Origin of the sequence: Phyllobacterium trifolii (assembly GCF_014192095.1) — a bacterium.
Lineage (GTDB): Bacteria > Pseudomonadota > Alphaproteobacteria > Rhizobiales > Rhizobiaceae > Phyllobacterium > Phyllobacterium trifolii.
In genome coordinates, this window is record NZ_JACHXN010000001.1 from 166,233 (window position 1) to 183,974 (window position 17,742).

The 17,742-nt window shown below is 55.4% G+C and carries 16 protein-coding genes and 4 tRNA genes; 8 read left to right on the forward strand and 12 right to left on the reverse strand.

Annotated elements, in window-relative coordinates:
• Positions 1 to 64: 64 nt before the first annotated feature.
• The 12 genes from rpoB to FHS21_RS00910 form a co-directional block, all read right to left on the reverse strand.
• The gene (gene rpoB, locus FHS21_RS00855) at positions 65 to 4,222 is read right to left on the reverse strand and encodes a DNA-directed RNA polymerase subunit beta (RefSeq protein ID WP_112531267.1); all 4,158 of its coding nucleotides are present in this window, start codon (positions 4,220 to 4,222) and stop codon (positions 65 to 67) included.
• A gap of 186 nt (positions 4,223 to 4,408) precedes the next feature.
• Positions 4,409 to 4,786 (reverse strand): 50S ribosomal protein L7/L12, encoded by a 378-nt coding sequence (gene rplL, locus FHS21_RS00860; RefSeq protein WP_112531268.1) that lies wholly within the window; start codon positions 4,784 to 4,786, stop codon positions 4,409 to 4,411.
• A gap of 47 nt (positions 4,787 to 4,833) precedes the next feature.
• A complete protein-coding gene (rplJ, locus tag FHS21_RS00865) occupies positions 4,834 to 5,352 on the reverse strand; it encodes a 50S ribosomal protein L10 (RefSeq protein ID WP_112531269.1) in 519 nt (172 codons plus the stop codon).
• Between the two features lie 344 nt (positions 5,353 to 5,696).
• A complete protein-coding gene (rplA, locus tag FHS21_RS00870; protein WP_112551524.1) occupies positions 5,697 to 6,395 on the reverse strand; it encodes a 50S ribosomal protein L1 in 699 nt (232 codons plus the stop codon).
• 4 nt (positions 6,396 to 6,399) lie between these two features.
• A complete protein-coding gene (rplK, locus tag FHS21_RS00875; protein WP_112531271.1) occupies positions 6,400 to 6,828 on the reverse strand; it encodes a 50S ribosomal protein L11 in 429 nt (142 codons plus the stop codon).
• 142 nt (positions 6,829 to 6,970) lie between these two features.
• A complete protein-coding gene (gene nusG, locus FHS21_RS00880) occupies positions 6,971 to 7,501 on the reverse strand; it encodes a transcription termination/antitermination protein NusG (RefSeq protein WP_112531272.1) in 531 nt (176 codons plus the stop codon).
• Positions 7,502 to 7,538: 37 nt separating this feature from the next.
• Entirely contained in the window at positions 7,539 to 7,739 is a 201-nt protein-coding gene (secE, locus tag FHS21_RS00885; RefSeq protein ID WP_106716822.1) for a preprotein translocase subunit SecE, read from the reverse strand.
• 228 nt (positions 7,740 to 7,967) lie between these two features.
• A tRNA-Trp gene (locus FHS21_RS00890) sits at positions 7,968 to 8,043 on the reverse strand.
• Between the two features lie 116 nt (positions 8,044 to 8,159).
• Positions 8,160 to 8,765, reverse strand: a complete 606-nt coding sequence (locus FHS21_RS00895) for a hypothetical protein (protein ID WP_162713633.1) — start codon at positions 8,763 to 8,765, stop codon at positions 8,160 to 8,162.
• 770 nt (positions 8,766 to 9,535) lie between these two features.
• Entirely contained in the window at positions 9,536 to 10,711 is a 1,176-nt protein-coding gene (gene tuf, locus FHS21_RS00900) for an elongation factor Tu (RefSeq protein WP_114429373.1), read from the reverse strand.
• An 89-nt stretch (positions 10,712 to 10,800) separates the two neighbouring features.
• A tRNA-Gly gene (locus FHS21_RS00905) sits at positions 10,801 to 10,874 on the reverse strand.
• A 122-nt stretch (positions 10,875 to 10,996) separates the two neighbouring features.
• Positions 10,997 to 11,081, reverse strand: a tRNA-Tyr gene (locus tag FHS21_RS00910).
• Between the two features lie 240 nt (positions 11,082 to 11,321).
• Between FHS21_RS00910 and rlmB the strand changes: the two genes are divergently transcribed.
• The 8 genes from rlmB to FHS21_RS00950 all read left to right on the forward strand — a co-directional run bounded on the left by rlmB (position 11,322) and on the right by FHS21_RS00950 (position 17,736).
• Entirely contained in the window at positions 11,322 to 12,182 is an 861-nt protein-coding gene (gene rlmB / locus FHS21_RS00915) for a 23S rRNA (guanosine(2251)-2'-O)-methyltransferase RlmB (protein WP_112530957.1), read from the forward strand.
• 94 nt (positions 12,183 to 12,276) lie between these two features.
• On the forward strand, positions 12,277 to 12,870 hold the full coding sequence (locus FHS21_RS00920; RefSeq protein WP_112530956.1) for a cytochrome b: 594 nt from the start codon (positions 12,277 to 12,279) through the stop codon (positions 12,868 to 12,870).
• Complete coding sequence (locus FHS21_RS00925) at positions 12,867 to 13,460, forward strand: YceI family protein (protein WP_112530955.1); 594 nt, start codon at positions 12,867 to 12,869, stop codon at positions 13,458 to 13,460. Before FHS21_RS00920 ends, FHS21_RS00925 begins: the two co-directional genes overlap by 4 nt.
• Before the next feature lie 91 nt (positions 13,461 to 13,551).
• Positions 13,552 to 13,627 (forward strand) — tRNA-Thr (locus FHS21_RS00930).
• A gap of 167 nt (positions 13,628 to 13,794) precedes the next feature.
• On the forward strand, positions 13,795 to 14,190 hold the full coding sequence (locus tag FHS21_RS00935) for a hypothetical protein (protein WP_158482206.1): 396 nt from the start codon (positions 13,795 to 13,797) through the stop codon (positions 14,188 to 14,190).
• Between the two features lie 639 nt (positions 14,191 to 14,829).
• Entirely contained in the window at positions 14,830 to 15,054 is a 225-nt protein-coding gene (locus FHS21_RS00940; protein WP_183660781.1) for a hypothetical protein, read from the forward strand.
• 191 nt (positions 15,055 to 15,245) lie between these two features.
• A complete protein-coding gene (locus tag FHS21_RS00945; RefSeq protein WP_246410710.1) occupies positions 15,246 to 16,019 on the forward strand; it encodes an NAD kinase in 774 nt (257 codons plus the stop codon).
• 205 nt (positions 16,020 to 16,224) lie between these two features.
• Positions 16,225 to 17,736, forward strand: coding sequence for a DEAD/DEAH box helicase (locus FHS21_RS00950; protein ID WP_183660783.1), 1,512 nt, complete (start codon positions 16,225 to 16,227; stop codon positions 17,734 to 17,736).
• The last annotated feature ends 6 nt before the right edge of the window (positions 17,737 to 17,742 follow it).

The following is a 17,742-nucleotide window of genomic DNA, read 5'->3' on the forward strand; positions in this document are numbered from 1 at the left end:
CCGCTTCCTCAGCGGCCCGAAAAACTGGTCGGGTGCGCGAGCATTGCCGCGCACCCTTCCCTTTTTACTCTGCAGCGTCAGGCAATGCCTGCTGTTGCTGTTCTTGGGCACGAGTATCGTCCAGCTCGACATTGAGACCGAGCGAGCGCATTTCCTTGACGAGAACGTTGAAGCTCTCCGGAATGCCGGCTTCGAAAGTATCGTCGCCACGGACGATTGCTTCGTAAACCTTCGTGCGACCGGCGACGTCGTCGGACTTGACCGTAAGCATTTCCTGCAGCGTGTAAGCTGCACCGTATGCTTCCAGAGCCCAGACCTCCATTTCACCGAAGCGCTGACCGCCGAACTGGGCTTTACCACCCAGAGGCTGCTGGGTAACGAGCGAGTAAGGTCCGATCGAACGAGCGTGGATCTTGTCGTCGACCAGATGGTGCAGCTTCAGCATGTAGATGTAGCCGACGGTCACCTGACGATCGAAAGTCTCACCCGTACGTCCGTCATAAAGCGTCGATTGACCCGAAGAATGCAGGCCCGCCTGTTCCAGCATCACATTGATGTCCGGTTCATGCGCACCGTCAAACACCGGCGTTGCAATCGAAACGCCACGCTTCATCTGTTCGCCAAGACGAATGATGCTCTCATCGTCATAGTTGCGAACCGGCTCGTTGCGGTCATTGTCCGGAATGATCGATTCAATCGTCATTCTCAGCGGAGCAATATCGCCCTGTTCACCCTGTGCGTGCTGTGCCTTGTAGGCCTCGATCAGTTCCCCGATCTTCCTACCCATTCCGGCGCAAGCCCAGCCCAGATGCGTTTCGAGGATCTGCCCGACATTCATCCGGCTTGGCACGCCAAGCGGATTGAGCACGATATCGACATGCGTTCCGTCTTCAAGGAACGGCATATCTTCAACAGCGGCGATACGCGAAACAACGCCCTTGTTACCGTGACGGCCAGCCATCTTGTCGCCTGGCTGAATCTTGCGCTTCACAGCGACAAAGACCTTGACCATCTTCATGACGCCTGGAGGCATCTCGTCGCCGCGCTGGACCTTTTCGACCTTGTCCATGAAACGCTGCTCGAGCAATTTCTTGGAGTCATCGTATTGGTTGCGCAGAGCTTCGATTTCGCCCTGGATCTTCTCGTCCTCGACAGCAAACTGCCACCACTGGGAACGCGGGTATTCACCCATGACGTCCTGTGTAACGACAGTGCCCTTCTTGAACGCCTTCGGTCCGGCAACAGCAGACTTGCCATCGAGAACGTCGGCCAGACGGCCATAGACGTTGCGGTCAAGGATCGCCTGTTCGTCGTCGCGGTCCTTGGCCAAACGCTCGATTTCCTCGCGTTCGATCGCCATGGCGCGTTCGTCCTTCTCAACGCCGTGGCGGTTGAAAACGCGAACTTCCACAACAGTACCGTAGGTCCCGGGCGGCATGCGCATCGAGGTATCACGAACGTCCGAAGCCTTCTCACCGAAGATGGCTCGCAGAAGCTTCTCTTCCGGGGTCATCGGGCTTTCGCCCTTCGGTGTGATCTTGCCGACGAGGATATCGCCCGGCTGAACTTCCGCGCCGATATAGACAATGCCAGCTTCGTCCAGGTTCTTCAGTGCTTCTTCCGAAACGTTCGGAATGTCGCGCGTGATTTCTTCCGGTCCGAGCTTCGTGTCGCGGGCCATGACTTCGAACTCCTCGATATGGATCGAGGTGAAGACGTCATCCGAAACGATCTTTTCAGAAAGAAGGATGGAATCTTCGTAGTTGTAGCCATTCCACGGCATGAACGCGACGAGCACGTTGCGGCCGAGCGCCAGATCGCCCAGATCCGTCGAAGGACCATCAGCGATGATGTCACCCTTCTCGATCCGGTCGCCAACACGAACCAGCGGACGCTGATTGATGCAGGTGTTCTGGTTCGAACGCTGGAACTTCATCAGGCGATAGATATCGACGCCCGACTTGCCCGGCACGAGGTCTTCCGTGGCACGGATAACGATACGGGTCGCATCGACCTGATCGACAATACCAGTACGGCGTGCACCGATAGCGGCACCGGAGTCGCGAGCGACGACCGGCTCCATGCCCGTTCCAACAAACGGCGCTTCGGCACGAACCAGCGGAACGGCCTGACGCTGCATGTTCGAGCCCATCAGAGCGCGGTTGGCGTCATCGTTCTCAAGGAACGGAATGAGCGCCGCTGCAACCGAAACAAGCTGCTTCGGCGAAACGTCCATCAGATCCACGTTTTCACGCGGCGCCATCAGAACTTCACCCGCATGACGGCAGACAACGAATTCATCCGTGAATGCGCCGGAAGCATCCAGTTCCACATTGGCCTGTGCCACGTGATACTTGGCTTCTTCCATCGCAGACAGATAAACCACCTCGTCCGTGACCTTGCCGTCGATGATCTTGCGGTACGGGCTTTCAATAAAGCCGTACTTATTGACCCGGGCAAAGGTTGCGAGCGAGTTGATCAGACCGATATTCGGGCCTTCCGGCGTTTCAATCGGGCAGATACGGCCATAATGCGTCGGATGAACGTCGCGGACTTCGAAGCCGGCGCGCTCGCGGGTCAAACCGCCGGGTCCCAATGCCGAAAGACGACGCTTGTGCGTGATCTCGGACAGCGGGTTGGTCTGATCCATGAACTGCGAAAGCTGCGAGGAACCGAAGAACTCACGAACGGCGGCGGCTGCCGGCTTCGCGTTGATCAGGTCCTGCGGCATTACCGTGTCGATTTCAATGGACGACATACGTTCCTTGATGGCGCGCTCCATGCGGAGCAGACCAACACGGTACTGGTTTTCCATCAATTCGCCGACCGAACGCACACGGCGGTTGCCGAGATTGTCGATGTCGTCGATTTCGCCGCGGCCATCGCGCAGATCAACCAGCATCTTGACGACAGCCAGGATGTCTTCCTTGCGCAGGATGCGAACAGTGTCTTCCGCATCGAGATCGAGACGCATGTTCATCTTGACGCGGCCAACAGCTGAAAGATCGTAGCGCTCACTGTCGAAGAACAACGACTTGAACATTGCTTCGGCGGAGTCGATCGTTGGCGGTTCACCCGGACGCATGACGCGGTAGATGTCGAACAGTGCGTCCTGACGGTTCTCGTTCTTGTCAACGGCAAGGGTGTTGCGGATATAGGGTCCGATATTGACGTGATCGATATCGAGAATGTTGATCTCGGAAACGCCCGTGTCGAGCAGAACCTTGAGTGTCTTCTCGTCGAGTTCATCACCGGCTTCGAGATAAACTTCACCCGTCTCCATGTTGACGATATCTTCGGCGAGATAGGTGCCGAGCAGATCGTCTTCTGTCGCCTTGATGAACTTCAAGCCCTTTTCAGCAAGCTGCTTGGCACTGCGTGCCGTCAGCTTCTTGCCTGTTTCGAGAACAACCTCGCCCGTATCGGCATCCACGACGTCCGTAGTAGCCTTGAAGCCGCGGAAGCGATCCACGGAGAACGGAATACGCCAGGTATCGCCATCGCGGTTAAACGTGAGCGTATTGTAGAAAGTCGACAGGATTTCTTCCGAATCCATGCCAAGCGCCATCAACAGCGACGTCGCAGGGATCTTGCGGCGGCGGTCGATACGCGCATAGACGACGTCCTTGGCATCAAATTCGATGTCGAGCCAGGAACCGCGATAAGGGATAACGCGCGCAGCAAACAGCAGCTTGCCGGACGAATGCGTCTTGCCCTTGTCGTGATCGAAGAAGACGCCCGGCGAACGATGCATCTGCGATACGATCACGCGCTCGGTGCCGTTTACAATGAACGTGCCGTTATCGGTCATGAGCGGCATATCGCCCATGTAAACGTCCTGTTCCTTGATGTCCTTGATCGACTTCGCGCCTGTATCCTCATCGATATCGAACACGATGAGGCGCAGCGTCACCTTGAGCGGCGCAGCGTATGTCAGATCGCGCTGACGGCATTCGTCAACGTCGAATTTTGGAGCCTCGAACTCGTACTTGACGAATTCGAGCATGGAAGCGCCCGAGAAATCCTGGATCGGGAAAACAGACTTGAACACAGCCTGCAGACCTTCATCCAAACGCCCGCCCTTGGGCTCTTCCACCATCAGAAACTGATCGTAGGAAGCTTTCTGAACCTCGATGAGGTTCGGCATCTCTGCGACTTCCGGAATCTTACCGAAAAACTTGCGTACGCGCCTACGACCATTGAAAGAATGGGTCTGAGCCATCGTCGCTCCTCGTCTTTATGCCAGAAACTGGCCTGTTTCTTAAAACCGCTCATGCGGCCCCGTGAACGGGACAAAACCCGTTTCCTGAAAGCATCGAAATTGCCGTCAGGAAAAGGGTTCAGTACCGGATTCCCCGAGGGGAGTAGTTGGCGGGCAGATCGCCCTGCCCGCCAATCAGTGCAAGGCTTACTTGAGTTCGACCTTGGCGCCAGCTGCTTCGAGCTGTGCCTTGATCTTGTCAGATTCTTCCTTGTTAACGCCTTCTTTGACTGCCTTGGGAGCAGCTTCAACGAGGTCCTTGGCTTCCTTGAGGCCGAGACCGGTGATAGCGCGGACTTCCTTGATCACGTTGATCTTGTTAGGTCCGGCTTCGGTCAGAACGACGTCGAATTCAGTCTTCTCTTCAACTGCAGCAGCAACTGCACCACCGCCGGCAGCGGCAGCAGCAGCCACAGGAGCAGCAGCAGAAACGCCCCACTTCTCTTCAAGAAGCTTCGAAAGTTCAGCAGCTTCGAGAACAGTCAGGTTGGACAGGTCATCTACGATCTTTGCGAGATCAGTCATTTTGGTATTCCTTTACAAGGTTCGATATATTGACAGCGAGAACGGCCTTATGCCGCTTCGTCCTTCCGGGCATAGGCGCCAAAAACGCGGGCAAGCTGAGCTGCCGGTGCGTTGACGACCTGAGCAATGCGAGAAGCCGGTGTCTGGATCATACCAACCAGCTTTGCGCGCAACTCGTCGAGAGATGGAAGTGCAGCAAGTGCCTTTACCCCATCCGGATCGAGAGTTGTTGCTCCCATCGAACCACCGAGGATGACGAGCTTTTCGTTTCCCTTGGCAAATTCAATGGCGATCTTTGGTGCCGCTATCGGATCGTTGGAATAAGCAACGAGTGTCTGACCTGTGAACAGGTCAGCGATGCCTTCCGAATCCGTGCCCTGAAGAGCGATCTTGGCAAGGCGGTTCTTCGCGACTTTAACGGTGCCACCAGCATCACGCATCTTGGAGCGAAGGTCGCTCAGTTGCGCAACGGTGAGACCGGTATAGTGGGCCACGACAACTGAACCAGAGTCCTTGAAGACCCCATTCAGCCACGCGACGAATTCGCGCTTTTCCGCTTTTTCCACTGTCTCTCTCCATTTGGCAGAAACGCGAGATTGCGTCACTGCCGGGTTGCCTTTTGCTGCAAGCTTTCAGTCCGAAGACCGAAACCACACAGCACTTGAGGATCCTGTCCCCCCTGCTTCGCCGAGATCGGCTGCAAGCGAAAGGCAACTACGGTTCGAACCTTGTTCATCGGGCTAAGCCCTTTAACCAAAGTTTTTCCACGTCTCATGCGGGTTCTGACGAATTAAGGCGAACCACCCGCAATCTCGGACAGGATAACCGGACTTGCATCCGGTTATCCAGGCCCCGAAGGGCCTGGAATTCTTTTGTTTCAAACAGCTAAGCCTGAAACTTCAATCAACACTTACGCAATGCGTACTGTTGCTGGATCGATCTTTACGCCAGCACCCATCGTCGAGGAAATCGCGACGCGCTTGACGTAGTCACCCTTGGCGCCAGTTGGCTTTGCCTTGGTGACGGCATCGGCGAACGCCTTGATGTTCTCTTCCAGCGCCTTGGCATCGAAGGATGCCTTGCCGACGCCGGCGTGAATGATGCCGGCCTTCTCGACGCGGAACTCGACTGCACCGCCCTTGGAAGCCTTAACGGCAGCTGTAACATCGGTCGTGACCGTGCCAACCTTCGGGTTAGGCATCATGCCGCGTGGGCCGAGAACCTTACCGAGACGGCCAACGAGCGGCATCATGTCCGGTGTGGCAATGCAGCGATCGAAATCGATCTTGCCGCCATTGACGATCTCGAACAGGTCTTCCGCACCGACGATGTCTGCACCGGCAGCCTTGGCTTCATCAGCCTTCGGACCACGAGCAAATACGGCGACGCGAACTGTACGGCCGGTGCCATTCGGCAGATTGACGACACCGCGAACCATCTGGTCCGCATGGCGAGGATCAACGCCGAGGTTCATTGCAACTTCGATCGTCTCGTCGAACTTGGCAACAGCACGCTCCTTGACCATGGCAATTGCCGAGGTCAGGTCGTACAGCTTGTTACGGTCAACGCCTTCACGAACTTTCGCTACACGCTTTGATAGTTTTGCCATCGTCTTAGCCCACCACTTCCAGGCCCATCGAACGGGCAGAACCTTCAACCATGCGCATGGCGGCTTCAACGTCCGCTGCGTTCAGGTCTTTCATCTTCGCCTGCGCGATTTCACGCACCTTGTCGCGCGAGATCTTGCCGGCAACGACCTTGCCTGGCTCTTTCGAACCCGACTTCAGGTTTGCGGCCTTCTTGAGGAAGTAAGACACCGGCGGCGTCTTCATCGCAAATGTGAAGGACTTGTCCTGATAATATGTAATCACGACCGGAATGGGCGAACCCTTTTCCAGTTCCTGCGTGGCCGCATTGAAGGCCTTGCAGAATTCCATGATGTTGATGCCACGCTGACCAAGCGCCGGTCCGATCGGCGGGGACGGTGTTGCCGATCCTGCCGAAACCTGCAGCTTGAGCTGGCCTGCTACTTTCTTAGCCATAACTTCCTGCCTTTAATCAAAGTGCCGGATAACCGGCGGTTGCAGTTTGGTGGTGCGGATCGAAAGCCCGGCTAAAGGCTGCCTTACCTCCCACCATGTTTGCCGCTGACGCAGCAGGCGGCTTCAGAGAGCCGCCGATTGATCAGACTTTTTCAACCTGACCAAATTCCAGATCGACCGGGGTGGCCCGGCCAAAAATCGAAACCTCGACCTTGAGGCGCGAACGCTCTTCGTCGACTTCCTGTACAGTGCCGTTGAACGAGGCGAACGGACCATCGGCAACGCGAACACTTTCGCCAATCTCGAACGAGATTGAAGCTTTTGGACGCTCGACACCTTCCTGGACCTGCATCAGGATGCGGTCGGCTTCCTTATCGGAAATCGCAATCGGCTTGTTGTCCGAACCGAGGAACCCCGTCACCTTCGGTGTGTTCTTGATCAGATGATAGGCATCATCTGTCAGATCGGCACGAACCAGGACATAACCCGGAAAGAACTTGCGCTCGGCATCGACCTTGCGGCCACGGCGGACTTCGACCACTTTTTCGGTCGGCACGAGAATCTTCTCAAAAAGGTGCGACAGACCCTTCTGCCTTGCCTTTTCTTCGATCGACTCGGCGACCTTCTTTTCAAAGTTCGAATAGGCGTGAACGATATACCAGCGCGCGGTCATTGCTATTTCCCAATCCCGATTTTCTTGTCAGCCTGCGTTAACGACCAAGACCGAGAATCATATCGATTCCGTATGCCATCAACTGATCAGCTGCGAAAAAGAAAATCGCAGCAAAAAACGCCATTACCATCACCATCGCGGTGGAAATGAGCGTTTCGCGACGCGAAGGCCATGTGACCTTTGCGGTTTCAGCGCGCACTTGCTGAAAAAAAGTTATTGGATTCGTTTTGGATGCCATTTACCGCTCGTGCATGTCATGTTGCTGTAAACATGCTGTGCTGCAACTTAAACAACACCATCTGTCCACACCATTGCGGCCCGTAAAGCTGATCGTTCAGCTCCACGCACCGCGTGTCTGTTAAGCCTACATAGAACCGATTCCGGAAAAACACAAGGCCCCCGGATTCGTTTCTTTCCAAACATCTGCCCATTGCACCATCCAATCGTGCACCGGCAGACTATGTGTTGGCAGGGGAGACAGGATTCGAACCTGCGACCTACGGTTTTGGAGACCGCCGCTCTACCAACTGAGCTACTCCCCTATGTTCGGGGCGTACATTCCACAAAGCGGAGAGCTTTTCAAGTCCCAAAGGTATGATCAAGCTGTCATTGACAAACTTCTCGAACTGATCCCACTGCCGAGACGCTCGATAATTGTTTATTTAGTGACGATTGCGCTTAATTCAATACAGTTTGCTGGTTTTGGCTCTTGTGCGCAGGTGCTCGCGCTGGAGAAATCACCCACATCGCCGGGACCGGTTGTCATTCGAAAATTCAACAACTCATCATGGTCCAGAATGGAAATATCGCTTGCCGGAATTGAAAGCATTTTAGCGACAATGCCAGCGTCGACACCCATTTCATTGAAGTAAGCGTTGAGTCGTTTGCGATAACCTTTGGATAGTTCGGTTGTCTTGTACGTTCCGGTCGATCTACGCCCAATGATTTTCGTATCGACGATTTTCTTTTTGCCTTTTACGATCCGGTAGCGTGTCTGATATTTTACCATCGTTTTGGTAACTGTGGTGGTGATCTGATGGACACCCAGCTCTGCCCACAAACCGACAAAACGTTTGGAGCCGCCGGCAACGATAAATGGGCAAGCTGACATGCAGGCTGCCCAACCGGGATAGGCAAAGCCCGCATAGGCGCCATCCGAATATTTTGGCTTGCACCCTTTCTGGTCAGGATCACATTCATAGAAGCTGGTTTTTCCAACCGCAACGTCGAGCCCTCGCTTTCGGATCAAACGTCCTATTTCCATGGCCGCGTCCACCGCTCCGCCATTCGATTCTATCACAATGGGCAATCGCCGCTTGCCCAGCTGTCGCAGGACCTTGCGCAATCTTGAGGGGCTATCCGCTGTAATCGTACCTGAGGCCGCTATCCACTCGGGACAGGCTGGTTCGCAGCTTGCGGAAGCGTTCCGCACGATAGCAAATCGCATGGTCTGATCGGCGAGCTTGAAGGGCTTGGGAGCCTTGTCTGGCGCCGAAAGCTTCGCGGGAGCTTGCGGCTCAGAAGGTACAGCACTTTTTGCGGGGAGATCGGGTAATCGAACCGGCGTATAGGGTACAGAAGAAACCCCACTGTTCTTGGGGAGATCAGGAAGCCGAACGGGCGTATAGGGCTCAAAAAGCACCACGCCATTTTTTGGAGGCCGAACCTGCTTGGGGGGACGATTGGTCTCGGAGGGCACGAAGGAACGTCCCAATAGTCCGCCAGGAGTGTAAGGGCGGCTGATATTTCCTGGTGTGGTAAAGCCTGGCTGATCCTCCGCCATGGCAGCAAGCGCCGGTGCCGTCGCTATGTATTGCAGAACCAGGACCATCCGGGAGACGAGGAAGAAAAGCGGGTAGCGATATTTAACGGGTACTATCTGGAACACTCTAACTCCGCAAATATCTGGACTGGCTTTGCGTCAATTAGATACCAGAAGCTGTAACGGAGAGAAGTTAGACTTTGGTGCTAAGGCCAGCATAAAAAAGGGCGGCCCGATGGACCGCCCTTCCCGATTCTAACGATCAGAAAGTCTTATTCGATAATCGAAGAAACAATCCCAGCACCGACGGTGCGGCCACCTTCACGGATAGCGAAGCGCAGCTTCTCTTCCATGGCGATCGGCACGATCAGCGTCACATCAACTGCGATGTTGTCGCCGGGCATGACCATTTCCGTGCCTTCCGGCAAAGTCACAACACCCGTCACGTCGGTCGTGCGGAAGTAGAACTGCGGACGGTAGTTGGAGAAGAATGGCGTGTGACGGCCACCTTCGTCCTTCGTCAGGATATAGGCTTCTGCCTTGAACTTGGTGTGCGGCTTGACCGAACCTGGCTTGGCAAGGATCTGGCCGCGCTCGACGTCTTCACGGCCAACGCCGCGGATCAGCGCACCGATGTTGTCGCCGGCCTGGCCCTGGTCGAGCAGCTTGCGGAACATCTCGACGCCGGTCACCGTCGTCTTCGTCGTCGGCTTGATGCCGATGATCTCGACTTCTTCACCAACCTTGACGATACCGCGTTCAACGCGGCCCGTTACAACCGTACCACGGCCGGAGATCGAGAAAACGTCTTCGATCGGCATCAGGAACGGCAGGTTGATCGGACGCTCTGGCGTCGGAATGTACTTGTCGACTTCCGCCATCAAGGCACGGACGGCGTCTTCGCCGATTTCCTTGTTTGAGTCTTCAAGCGCAGCCAGAGCCGAACCCTTGACGATCGGAATGTCGTCGCCCGGGAAATCGTACTTCGACAGAAGCTCGCGTACTTCGAGCTCGACGAGTTCGAGAAGTTCGGCATCGTCAACCTGGTCGACCTTGTTCAGGAACACGACGATCGCCGGAACGCCAACCTGACGGGCAAGCAGGATGTGCTCGCGGGTCTGCGGCATCGGGCCGTCGGCAGCCGAAACGACCAGGATCGCGCCATCCATCTGTGCCGCGCCGGTGATCATGTTCTTCACATAGTCGGCGTGGCCGGGGCAATCGACGTGCGCATAGTGACGGGCTGGCGTCTCATATTCGACGTGTGCCGTCGAAATGGTGATGCCGCGCGCCTTTTCTTCCGGCGCTGCGTCAATCTGGTCGTACGGCTTGTACTCACCGAAATACTTCGTAATCGCTGCCGTCAACGACGTCTTGCCATGGTCAACGTGACCAATCGTGCCAATGTTGACGTGCGGCTTGTTACGTTCAAACTTGCTCTTAGCCATAACTGTCGTTCTCTCGTCATCACAACCGGTCTAGGGCCGGCACCATGTTTGTAGGTCAGACGAGACAGCGCGCCGTCCGTCAGCAAATCTGGAGCGGGTAGCGGGAATCGAACCCGCATATTCAGCTTGGAAGGCTGCTGCTCTACCACTGAGCTATACCCGCATATCTCGCTGATCCGTGCATCTTTTTGGACGCGGCAGAATACAGCAACACATAGATAGCGCATAACCGTTCCAAAACCGAATCGGGCTTTGAACTATGCGCCAGGCGGTCGGTTCCGGCAGTGGTGGAGGAGGTTGGATTCGAACCAACGTAAGCCAAGCTAACGGATTTACAGTCCGTCCCCTTTAACCACTCGGGCACTCCTCCGGTCACTGCCGATGGAACCGCGCCATTTGGCACTCTGCACACAACTTTCCGGAGATAACCGGGCGGCTGCTTGCGGAGGGCCTTATGCCGACTAGCCTCCATGGTGTCAACACTTCCCTGCAGAAAATGAACGGCTTGTGGAAATAGGCTAAAGAAATATGACGGCGGAGCAACCAGCACGCGCAATTTTCCGCCACAAGCATGTATCGCGAGGGGCCATGAACGGTTATATGTCGCGCCATGGCCGATCAAAAACCCACTCATACACAAAAAGATTCACACTACGCGACGCTGCGTCGCCAGTTCCGCGATCAAAAGGCCGGGGGAGCACCGCAGGCGGAGCGCGCATCACGGCCACCCGTCAGCGGCACGCCAGCGCCGGAAGGTCTGATACGACTCTACGGCTTGCATACGGTACGCGCAGCACTGGACAATCCGGCTCGCAAGATCAAGCGGATGCTCGTTACCAAAAACGCCCTGGACCGGCTGGAAATCACCAACACCGATGCCCTGCCCTTCGACGTTGACATCGTCGAGCCTCGCGCCATCGACAAGGAGACCGGCTCAGAGGCCGTGCATCAGGGCGTGATGATCGAAGCTCAACCGTTGAAGGCGCAATCGCTGAAAGCGCTGCAGGAGAGCCCGCTGCTGCTTATTCTCGATCAGGTGACCGATCCGCACAATGTCGGCGCTATCATGCGCTCGGCCGTCGCCTTCGGTGCCGGTGCTATCATCACGACGGCTCGCCACAGCCCGCAAGAATCTGGCGTTCTGGCGAAAGCCGCGTCTGGCGCCCTCGAACTCATCCCCCATGTCGAGGTACGAAATCTAGCTGACGCCATCGCCGAGCTACATGAAATCGGATTCATCACCATCGGCCTTGATTCGGAAGGGCCGTTAGAGCTGGAAAATACGATGTCCAAGGGCCGGATCGCCCTGGTGCTTGGCGCGGAAGGCAAAGGCCTGCGGCAGAAAACACGTGAAACCGTCACGCACCTTGCGCGGCTCGATATGCCCGGCGCAATCAAATCATTGAATGTATCGAACGCAGCGGCCATTTCGCTTTATGCAGCGCAGCGTTTCTTGAGCAGCAAAGATTAAATAAAAGACACGTTCGAATTTTTTTTGAGCAAGTAGTGTTCACCTCGCATCGGGACCATCGATCAACAATCGAATCCCGTCACGGAGTGTACATATGCTGCGCAACAACAAAGAGTCTTTCGGTCTTATATCGATCCTTTTCCACTGGGTCATCGCACTGATTTTCCTCGGTCAGATCCCGCTCGGTTATTGGATGGTAAGAACAAGCGATTTCACGCTGCAATTCAGCCTGTATCAATGGCACAAATCCTTCGGCTTTCTTGTTCTTGGTCTCTCAGCGCTCCGCCTTGTCTGGAAATTCGCGAACACTCGTCCAAGCGATCCCGCAACTATGGGCCCGTTGGAGCGTGCAACTGCTCACGCAGCCCATGTCATCCTCTATCTCAGCCTGTTCATTATACCGGTGACAGGCTGGGCCATAGCCTCAAGCTCGCCCCTGCAGATACCAACATTCATGTTCAACCTTGTGGTGATCCCGCCACTTCCGTTGGGCATATCCGACAGTGCGGAAGCGTTCTGGACCGCTATTCACGCTTATTTGGCCTATTTTTCCGCCGCAGTGGCCGTTGGTCACATCCTTGCGGCGCTGCACCACCATTTCTGGAAGAGGGATGCAATCTTAACGCGCATGCTCAATCCCCACCGCAAGGCGCCGGAGCGGCAGCTAACTCAGAAAGTCAAATCATGAAAACTACTACCCAACTGTTGTCGACGGTCACCCGGATCGCGATTGCTGTTACGCTTGCCTCCATCCCGCTCGTCGCAAAGGCCGATACACTCTCCCAAGTCGCCGGCAGTTACAAAATACAGCCGTCCTCCCGCATCGGTTTCTCGGTTGGGCAAGTGGGCGGCGGCGGAATCAAGGGAGACTTCAAGAAGTTCTCTGGCGTCTTCAAGCTCAACCCGACCAGTATTGGCCAGTCGTCAATCAACTTCACACTCTATCCGGATAGTGTTTCTACCGGGCAAGCTCGTATCGAGAATTTTCTGCGCTCCGACGCGGTTTTCGACTCCGCCAATTTCCCGACGATTACGTTCAAATCAACCCAGGTTACCCAAACCAGCCCGAATACCGCCGAGATCGCCGGGATGCTGACGGCGCGCGGCAAGACCAGCCCTGCAAGCTTTCAGGCGAGCCTGGCGAACCACGGCAAAAACTCGATAACCTTTCAAGTAGAAGGCAAGATACTTCGCTCGCGCTACGGCATGGATGTTGGCACGCCAATCTACTCCAACGTCGTCCAGTTCGATATGCAGATAGATGGCCAGCGCTCGTGAGGCGATCTTGTCGAACAGAAGACGCATTTATTTGGCGTAAACGACATTTTCCATTTTACAGATAGAAGGTTTGTGCTAAGCGGACGCCGCTGCCCTTGTAGCTCAGTTGGTAGAGCATCTGATTTGTAATCAGAGGGTCGGGAGTTCGAGTCTCTCCGGGGGCACCATTTTCTCTTGAAATGACAAGTGAACAGTGGCGGCGTTATCCGCCTCTGCCACTGTCGTGCTACCTCCATGGCCAATCATCGATGCCTTCAAGCGGCAAGGTTGTCGTCAACCTGTGCATGTTGCTATGATGTATTTGAACCAGCCGATTGGCTTATTGGAGGTTGCCATGACATCCGGAAGCAGCAAGACCGACAGTGAAGCCTACGAGTTGGCAAGCAGAACAGCCGATGCGCAACGAGCCAAGCTTCCCGACTGGCAGCGCAATCAAATCAGCGATGCCGATATGCAAACTGGAGAAACGTGGTTTGTTTGGGGTTTTTACGGCGCGATGACCGATGACATCGAGCGGCGGAGACGGCTGCTGGTTGCTTATGTCAACAACAGATATACCGACGGAAAGAGTAGCGAACAGCTCTTCGACGAAATCTCCAAAGCAGCGCAAGAAGGAAACCGTTTGTTCGATGCGATAGCGGCAGCGGGCGGTCAGGCGTACCGGGAAGGCGGCGACGGCCATCTGGCGAACATCGCGACAATCTTTCTGAACGTGAGCAGAAACCACTAGGCGGGCGCACGCTGAGGAAAAAATTAGCGAGACCCGCCATATGGGGCTTCTGCAAAAATGGGGAGGAAAAAGACGTAACGTTTGCGTCTCTTCTCCTCCCAGCTAGGCTGACCGTTAAATCGGGGTGCAATCAAGGTCGAAAGTCGGTCAGTGCGGCGAGAATACACCCGCTGCGGGTCGTGGTCTGTGTAGCCATACGGCTATCCACCGAAAGGCGTAATTCCGCCTCCTGCGCGGCTTTCTCAGAGGAAAAAGGGAGGAGAGAGACAAACGCATGGCGGGGGGATGCTGTGCGTTCGTAGATCTCTATCTCCTCCCAGTCCGGCCGATCAGTGGCGGGACTTGGGAGTCCTTCTGATCGACCGAGGCAATAATACAATGCAACATTGAGAACGTATGTGTGACAAAGGAACTCCCTATCTCAAGTTGCATCAATCCTAATGCTACAACTTGCCGGACGGTCGCCATAAGTCGTTTGGACGAAAGTGATGCTGCGCCCGCACAAAAACGTCCGACGCTTGCAAAAATATAGTGGTTATCAGCCTCCCCTACCCACTATGGGTTGATTTCAGACGGCCGAATCAGGTCAAATCCTCAAATGACGCGGTAACTGCGGCTGGAAGGATTGAAGAGATGACCATGAGCTTCGAGGAGTTTCAAGGTTCGCGTGATTACAGTGACGATCTCCATGCGGAAGGTTTGTGTGAAGGCGAAGGCTTCGTCTACGCCGATGGACTTTGTTGCATCGAAAAGAGTGGCGCCGTGTACTTGCTGCACAGCGATGGCCGGACACTGGTGAATGCCGATCTCGCCGAACTTGAGCGGGAACTGTATCAGCGATTTTATCTGGCTGCTGCGGCTTAGGCACCACGCTCGCAGCACATTGGAGATTCATTCATTGGCGGCGGCCACCTGTCGCCTGATTGACTTGCAACAGCATTCCTTCGGTGTCTTCCCGTAGCGCTGGCCATTTTCCAGAATGTTTTGCGGTCTTTTTGCCAGATCGCTTCCGGCGTGTTAGGCACGTTGCCAGTCGTTCGGATATGCAGGCAGTTATGAACCGGAAAATCGAAACATTTGCTTTTCTTTCCTCCGGCACGCCGGATTCAGACGCAGCATTGCATGATCTCACCAATATTTATGGGCAAGCCGAGGCCAAGGATGCCGATGTCATCATCGCGCTTGGCGGCGATGGCTTCATGTTGCAGACGCTGCAGAACTACATGAACCAGGGCAAAATGATCTATGGTATGAACCGTGGATCGGTCGGCTTCCTTATGAACGAGTTCAGCGATACCGCGTTGAAGGAACGGGTAGAAGCCGCGCAGTCGGAGACAATCCGGCCATTGAAGATGGTAACGGAGTCCGCCGAAGACGGTATGTTCACGGCGTTTGCGCTGAATGAAGTTTCTCTGCTGCGTCAGTCATACCAGGCGGCAAAGATCAGGATCAGCGTCGATGACAAGGTGCGGCTGGAAGAACTGATCTGCGACGGCGTCATGGTCGCAACGCCTGCCGGCTCGACAGCGTATAATCTTTCAGCGCAAGGACCCATCCTGCCACTCGATGCACGGCTCCTTGCCCTCACCCCGGTTTCCGCTTTTCGCCCCCGGCGCTGGCGCGGTGCACTGCTACCGAACAAAGTGACAGTGAGGTTCGATATCCTCGAGCCAGAGAAACGGCCGGTAAATGCCGTCGCCGATCATATGGAAGTAAAATCCGTTCTATCGGTCACAGTTGAAGAAGCATCTCAACTCAGGGCGACCATTCTGTTTGACAAGAACCATTCCTGGAACGAACGAATTCTCAAGGAACAGTTCCTTTATTGACAACATCAGAATAAAATGATGCACAATTGTAACGAACTCTTAAATCTGAGCTGATCCAAGAGTTGACTTTTGCTGGCATGCGCCGTAACGCCATTGTCAGCAAACGCTGTGCAAATCGAGAGTGCCTGATGCTTTGATGCAGATGACGCCCTAGCCGACAACAGGCATGCGCAGCACCGACTGCAGATAGAAAGTTAAATCTCCATTGACCACCTTTGCTGACCTGGGCCTTTCGCCGAAAGTGCTCGATGCTGTAGAAGCAGCAGGATATACAATACCAACACCGATCCAGCTTGGCGCGATCCCGCATGCGCTGCAGCGCAAGGACGTTCTTGGCATCGCCCAGACCGGAACCGGCAAGACCGCCTCTTTCGTTCTACCGATGTTGACGCTGCTTGAACAGGGCCGCGCACGCGCTCGCATGCCACGCACACTCATCCTTGAACCGACGCGCGAACTCGCGGCGCAGGTTGAAGAAAACTTCGTCAAGTATGGCAAGAACCATCGCCTCAACGTTGCGCTGCTGATCGGCGGCGTTTCTTTCGACGACCAGCTACGCAAGCTTGAACGCGGCGCTGATGTGTTGATCGCCACGCCCGGACGGCTGCTCGACCATTTCGAACGCGGCAAGCTGCTTTTGAGCGCCGTCGATATTCTCGTCATCGACGAAGCCGACCGCATGCTCGATATGGGCTTCATTCCCGATATCGAACGCATCTGCAAGTTGATCCCGTTCACGCGCCAGACGCTGTTCTTCTCGGCAACCATGCCGCCGGAAATTACCAAGCTGACGGAACAATTCCTGCATTCTCCCGTCCGCATCGAAGTTGCAAAGGCAGCGACGACGGCGAAAACGGTTGAGCAGCAGCTGGTCAAGTCAGGGAAGAAGGATTGGGAGAAGCGTGCGGTGCTGCGCGATCTCATTCGCGCCGAGGCTGACGGACTGAAAAACGCGATCATCTTCTGCAATCGCAAGAAGGACGTGTCCGAGCTTTTCCGCTCACTGGTGAAGCACGAATTCGATGCTGGCGCCTTGCACGGCGATATGGATCAGCGTGCGCGCACGACAATGCTGGCGAATTTCAAAGACAACAAGCTGAAGATTCTGGTCGCGTCGGATGTTGCGGCGCGGGGGCTGGACATTCCCGATGTCAGCCACGTGTTCAATTTCGACGTTCCGATCCATTCCGAAGACTACGTCCATCGTATTGGCCGTACAGGGCGCGCCGGACGCTCCGGCAAGGCCTTCACGCTGGTGACGCCAGCCGACGTCAAATATCTTGCGTCGATCGAAAAACTGATCGGCGAGGACATCAACTGGTACGATGGTGACCTTTCCACCCTGCCCGTCTCGACCGAGCCGGACGAAGCGCCGCGCCGTGGTCGCAATAGTCGCGACAAGAGCGCCCCAAAGCGCCGACCTCGCAATGAGGGCCGTGAACGCGAACGCCCGCAGTCCGAAATCGATATCATCGCAGCGGCTGAAAAGGCCAAAGACGTTGATGCGCAACCCATAATCGATGACCAGCCGATCATTCGTACCGCTGAGAAGCCGCAAAAAGCCGCGATCAAGGCGGAAAACGAGCAGCGCCGTGCCCGCGTTCCGCATTCCGAGCCGCGCCGTGATCACCGTCGCGACCGCGATGACATGGGTTTGGCACCGATTGGCTTCGGTGATGAAATCCCGGCTTTCATGCTGATTGACACCAAGGTCTGAATTTTT

Coding starts and splice junctions, on each gene's coding strand:
- rplA (WP_112551524.1), bottom strand. CDS start 6,395: ATGGCAAAACTATCAAAGCGTGTAGCGAAAGTTCGTGAAGGCGTTGAC.
- FHS21_RS00920 (WP_112530956.1), top strand. CDS start 12,277: ATGCTGCGCAACAACAAAGAGTCTTTCGGTCTTATATCGATCCTTTTC.
- tuf (WP_114429373.1), bottom strand. CDS start 10,711: ATGGCTAAGAGCAAGTTTGAACGTAACAAGCCGCACGTCAACATTGGC.
- rpoB (WP_112531267.1), bottom strand. CDS start 4,222: ATGGCTCAGACCCATTCTTTCAATGGTCGTAGGCGCGTACGCAAGTTT.
- rplK (WP_112531271.1), bottom strand. CDS start 6,828: ATGGCTAAGAAAGTAGCAGGCCAGCTCAAGCTGCAGGTTTCGGCAGGA.
- FHS21_RS00940 (WP_183660781.1), top strand. CDS start 14,830: ATGAGCTTCGAGGAGTTTCAAGGTTCGCGTGATTACAGTGACGATCTC.
- rplL (WP_112531268.1), bottom strand. CDS start 4,786: ATGACTGATCTCGCAAAGATCGTAGATGACCTGTCCAACCTGACTGTT.
- FHS21_RS00895 (WP_162713633.1), bottom strand. CDS start 8,765: ATGGAAATAGGACGTTTGATCCGAAAGCGAGGGCTCGACGTTGCGGTT.
- FHS21_RS00925 (WP_112530955.1), top strand. CDS start 12,867: ATGAAAACTACTACCCAACTGTTGTCGACGGTCACCCGGATCGCGATT.
- nusG (WP_112531272.1), bottom strand. CDS start 7,501: ATGACCGCGCGCTGGTATATCGTTCACGCCTATTCGAACTTTGAAAAG.
- FHS21_RS00935 (WP_158482206.1), top strand. CDS start 13,795: ATGACATCCGGAAGCAGCAAGACCGACAGTGAAGCCTACGAGTTGGCA.
- FHS21_RS00945 (WP_246410710.1), top strand. CDS start 15,246: ATGAACCGGAAAATCGAAACATTTGCTTTTCTTTCCTCCGGCACGCCG.
- secE (WP_106716822.1), bottom strand. CDS start 7,739: ATGGCATCCAAAACGAATCCAATAACTTTTTTTCAGCAAGTGCGCGCT.
- rlmB (WP_112530957.1), top strand. CDS start 11,322: ATGGCCGATCAAAAACCCACTCATACACAAAAAGATTCACACTACGCG.